The organism is Micromonospora yasonensis, from assembly GCF_026013475.1.
In the GTDB taxonomy this organism is placed as follows: Bacteria; Actinomycetota; Actinomycetes; order Mycobacteriales; family Micromonosporaceae; genus Micromonospora; species Micromonospora yasonensis.
Genome location: NZ_JAPDPH010000372.1, coordinates 1 through 3795, shown reverse-complemented (window position 1 = coordinate 3795; position 3795 = coordinate 1). Strand labels below are relative to the sequence as shown.

Annotated in this window: 5 protein-coding genes and 1 pseudogene; 4 read left to right on the top strand and 2 right to left on the bottom strand. The window is 74.2% G+C overall.

Features of this window, described 5'->3' with window-relative positions:
- The 3 genes from ONA70_RS35195 to ONA70_RS35185 all read left to right on the top strand — a co-directional run.
- Window positions 1–396, top strand: a 396-nt coding sequence (locus ONA70_RS35195; protein ID WP_265010800.1) for an NUDIX hydrolase, incomplete at its 5' end; no start/stop codon positions are given.
- Window positions 390–1220, top strand: a complete 831-nt coding sequence (locus tag ONA70_RS35190) for a ribonuclease HII (protein ID WP_265010799.1) — start codon at window positions 390–392, stop codon at window positions 1218–1220. The genes ONA70_RS35195 and ONA70_RS35190, both read left to right, overlap by 7 nt.
- A complete protein-coding gene (locus ONA70_RS35185) occupies window positions 1217–1540 on the top strand; it encodes a DUF2469 domain-containing protein (RefSeq protein ID WP_011905215.1) in 324 nt (107 codons plus the stop codon). Before ONA70_RS35190 ends, ONA70_RS35185 begins: the two co-directional genes overlap by 4 nt.
- A gap of 49 nt (window positions 1541–1589) precedes the next feature.
- On the opposite strand, the gene ONA70_RS35180 is transcribed toward ONA70_RS35185, so the two are convergent.
- Together ONA70_RS35180 and ONA70_RS35175 are read right to left on the bottom strand one after the other, a co-directional pair.
- Window positions 1590–2696, bottom strand: coding sequence for a sulfite oxidase (locus tag ONA70_RS35180; RefSeq protein WP_265010798.1), 1107 nt, complete (start codon window positions 2694–2696; stop codon window positions 1590–1592).
- Window positions 2693–3370: a class I SAM-dependent methyltransferase gene (locus ONA70_RS35175; protein ID WP_265010797.1), complete on the bottom strand. Its 678-nt coding sequence runs from the start codon at window positions 3368–3370 to the stop codon at window positions 2693–2695. Before ONA70_RS35175 ends, ONA70_RS35180 begins: the two co-directional genes overlap by 4 nt.
- A 67-nt stretch (window positions 3371–3437) precedes the next feature.
- Here ONA70_RS35175 and ONA70_RS35170 point away from each other — a divergent pair.
- A pseudogene (locus tag ONA70_RS35170) lies at window positions 3438–3795 on the top strand (hypothetical protein); the annotation flags it as partial.

The following is a 3795-nucleotide window of genomic DNA, read 5'->3' as shown; positions in this document are numbered from 1 at the left end:
TCTCCCCCTACCCGACGCTCTTCCGACCCCCCCCCGGGTGGCGGGCTCGACGCCGGGGAGACCCCCGCCGAGGGCGCGGCCCGGGAACTGGCCGAGGAGACCGGGCTGCGGCTCGCGCCGGCCGAGCTGGGCGCGCCGGTCTGGTCCGAGACGGTCGAGTTCCCCTTCGACGGGGTCTGGTACCGGCAGGAGCAGGAGTTCTTCCTGGCCCGGGTGGCGTCCTGGGAGGTCGACACGACGGGCTTCGACGAGATCGAGCGGGCCAGCGTGCACGGCCATCGCTGGTGGTCGGTGGACGAGTTGGCCGCGACGACCGAGCGTTACTACCCGCCGGACCTGCCGGACCGCCTTGCCGCCACGCTGGCCGCCACCGCCTCCGGGGGTGCGCCGTGCTGACGCCTCCGCGTACGGTGGTCCGCCGCGAGGCCGGCCTCTACGCCCTCGAACGGGCCCTGCAACGGCGCGGCTTCCGGCACGTGGCCGGGGCCGACGAGGCCGGCCGGGGCGCCTGCGCCGGACCGCTCGTGGCCGCCGCGGCGGTGCTGCCCGAGGGGCGGCGCGGCGAGATCGAGGGGCTGGCCGACTCGAAGCTGCTCACCCCGGCCAGCCGGGAGCGGATCTACGACGAGGTGGTGGCGCGGGCCCTGGCGTACGCGGTGGTGATCATCCCCGCCGAGGAGGTCGACGCGCGCGGGCTGCACGTGTGCAACCTGGCCGCGATGCGCCGGGCGCTCGCCTCGCTGACCACCCGTCCCGAGTACGTGCTGACCGACGGCTTCGGCGTCGACGGGCTGGACGTGCCGGGGCTGGCGGTCTGGAAGGGGGACCGGGTGGCCGCCTGCGTGGCCGCGGCCAGCGTGCTGGCCAAGGTCACCCGGGACCGGATCATGGTGGAGCTGGACGAGCGGTACCCGGGCTACGGCTTCGCCGAGCACAAGGGCTACATCACCACCGAGCACACCGCCGCGCTACGGGAGCTCGGCCCGTGCCGGGAACACCGCTTCTCGTACGTGAACGTGGCCGCCATCTCGGGCCGGGACGCTGCCCCGCCCCGAGCCCGGCGGCCGGTGGCCCCGGCGGAGCTTCCGCTCGGCGGCCCGGACGAGCCGATGGAGCGCTCCGACGCGTCAGGGGGTACCGTCGGCGTGGCGTTGGGCGAGCAGCCGCGACCCCCGGCGCCGGTGGGGGAAGATGTGGTCATGGAAGGCGGAGTGCGATGAGCGCGGAAGATCTCGAGAAGTACGAGACCGAGATGGAGCTGCAGCTCTACCGGGAGTACCGCGACATTGTCCGCCAGTTCTCCTACGTGGTGGAGACCGAGCGCCGGTTCTACCTGGCGAACCAGGTAGACCTGCACGTACGCAACTCGGACGGCGAGGTCTACTTCGAGGTCGAGATGCACGACGCCTGGGTGTGGGACATGTACCGCCCGGCGCGCTTCGTGAAGAATGTCCGGGTCATGACGTTCAAGGACGTCAACGTCGAAGAGCTCGAAAAGCCCGACATCTCCCTTCCCGCAGATTCCGGATTCGGCAGCTGACCCGTTTCCGACGCCGGGGCGGCTAAGCGCCCCGGCGTCCGACGGCGGATCACTGCGCCAGCACCATCACCTCGACCCGCTGCACCAGGTTGTTGGCGAACCCGCCCCGGTTCCACGGCTGCTCGACCGGCTGGGTCCGCCCCGAGGCGTCGGTCGCCCGCGCGCCCAGCACGTACCGCCCCGGCGTCGGATGCCACTCGACGTGCCAGCGCCGCCACGCCCACTCGCCCCCGGCTGGCTCGGCCAGCGTCGCCGGGATCCAGCTCGTGCCGCCGTCGAAGGTCACCTCCACGGCCGTCACCGGCGCGTGACCCGACCAGGCCCGACCGTCCACGATGACCGGCCCGGGCCGCAGCACCCGGGTACGCGACATGAAGTCCGGGAACCCCGGCGGGCGCACCAGCGCACGGGGCTCGATCCGGGTCACCGGCACCCCCGGGTCGTCGGCGTCGCGGCGCAGCCGGTACGCCACCGTGTTCTGATAGCCGTCGAACGGCTCGGTGAGCACCCGGACGTTCCGCAGCCACTTCACGTGCGCCATGCCGTACCAGCCGGGCACGATCAGCCGGAGCGGGGCGCCGTGCTGCGGCAGCAGCGGAGCGCCGTTCATCTCGTACGCGAGCAGCACCTCCTCGCGCAGCGCGTCGGCGACCGGCAGGGCCCGCTGGTAGTCCTGCTCGACACCGCGTTCCACCCCGTGGTCGGCGCCGGTGAAGACCACGTCGACCGCGTCGGCGGGCAGCCCGGCCTCGCGCAGCAGCGGCGCCAGCGGGGTGCCCGTCCACTCGGCGTTGCCCACCGCCTCCACCAGCCACGGCTGGCTGACCGGGCGCGGGTGCAGCAGCGCCCGCCCGTTGCCGGCGCACTCCAGCGTTACCCGTTGGGTGACCTGGGGCAGCTCGCGGAGCGCGGCCAGATCCAGGCGCAGCGGCCTGTCCACCGCCCCGTCCACGCTCAGTACGTGCGTCGCCGGGTCGACATCCGGGATGTCGTAGTGGATGAGCAGGTAGTGCAGGCCGGCCGGGGTCACGTCGTAGCGCAGCGCCTCCAGCGGGATGCCGTGGTTGCGCGCGGCGAGCTGGAGTTCCTCGGCACTGATCGCCTCGTCCGGCCCGGCGACCCGGGAGGGGCTGCTGATGTCGTCCACAGTGGTCATCTCGCGGGCTCTCCCTCGGGCCGTCCGCTGAGCGTCTGCTCAGGGGTGGGGCTGACGAACTCGAACATGGTCGCGCCGCTCTCCAGCGGGCGAGGCGGGCCGGTGCGGCGGTGCACACCCACCCCGACCCCGTCCGCGGGGCTGGTCACCGCGACTGGTGCGAACCCCTCCTCGGCGAACCACTCGCAGATGGCGGGCACCAGGTCCGGGGCGCGGCGGTGCCGGGTCCAGAAGACCGTGCCGTCGGTCGCGCAGAGCGCGGCGCAATGCCGGACGGTGCTCCGGACGTCCGCGTCGGCGATGTTGCCGAAGACGCCGCAGACCAGCACGAGGTCCGCCGGGACGAGGTCGGCGTACTGGTCGGTGCACGCCGCGTCCCCGACCACCACCTCCACCCCGGTCAGCCCGGCCTCGGCGGCGGCCCGGCGGGCCACGTCGGCGTTGCGCGGATCCAGTTCGACCAGGCGGGCGGTCACGTCGTCGCGGCGGGGGTGACCGGCGAGCACCGGGATCAGGTCGTGCCCCTGCCCGGCGCAGAGACTGATCGCCCGCAGCGGGCCGGGCGGCGCCTGGTCCAGCGCCTCCCGGATCCGGTACCGCACCTCGGCCACCCGCCGGGACAGGGCCGATTCCGGCTGGTCGTAGTCGGCGTGCCAGGCGTACCAGTCCTTCACCCGGTCAGCATAGGCGGGAGGCATACCAGATCAACTCCCCGCGTGGGGCCCGTCCACAGCGGGACCGATGTCCACAGTGGTCGCCGGTGACGCTGGCCGAGGACGGTGGACGTGGGGCAGCGTGCCGGATGTGCCGAACCTCCTGCGCCGGGCCGTCCCGGCCCTCTGCGCCCTGCTGCTCGTCGCCGTGGCGTCCGTCGAGCCTGCGTCGGCCGACCTCGTCCGGGCCGACACGGGTTCGGGTGACCCTGGGCGCGGCGGCCATGGCACGGGTGGCTCGGCGCGGCACCGCCCGGTCGCGGCGCCCGCCGTGGTGTGGCCTGCGTCGGCTCGGTCGGCCGGCGCGGCGCGTCCGGTTGGCGGCCAGCCCGCTGCCGGGCCGGTCGGCGTCCGCGCCGCGGACCGGTGGTCGGTCGCCGGCCCGC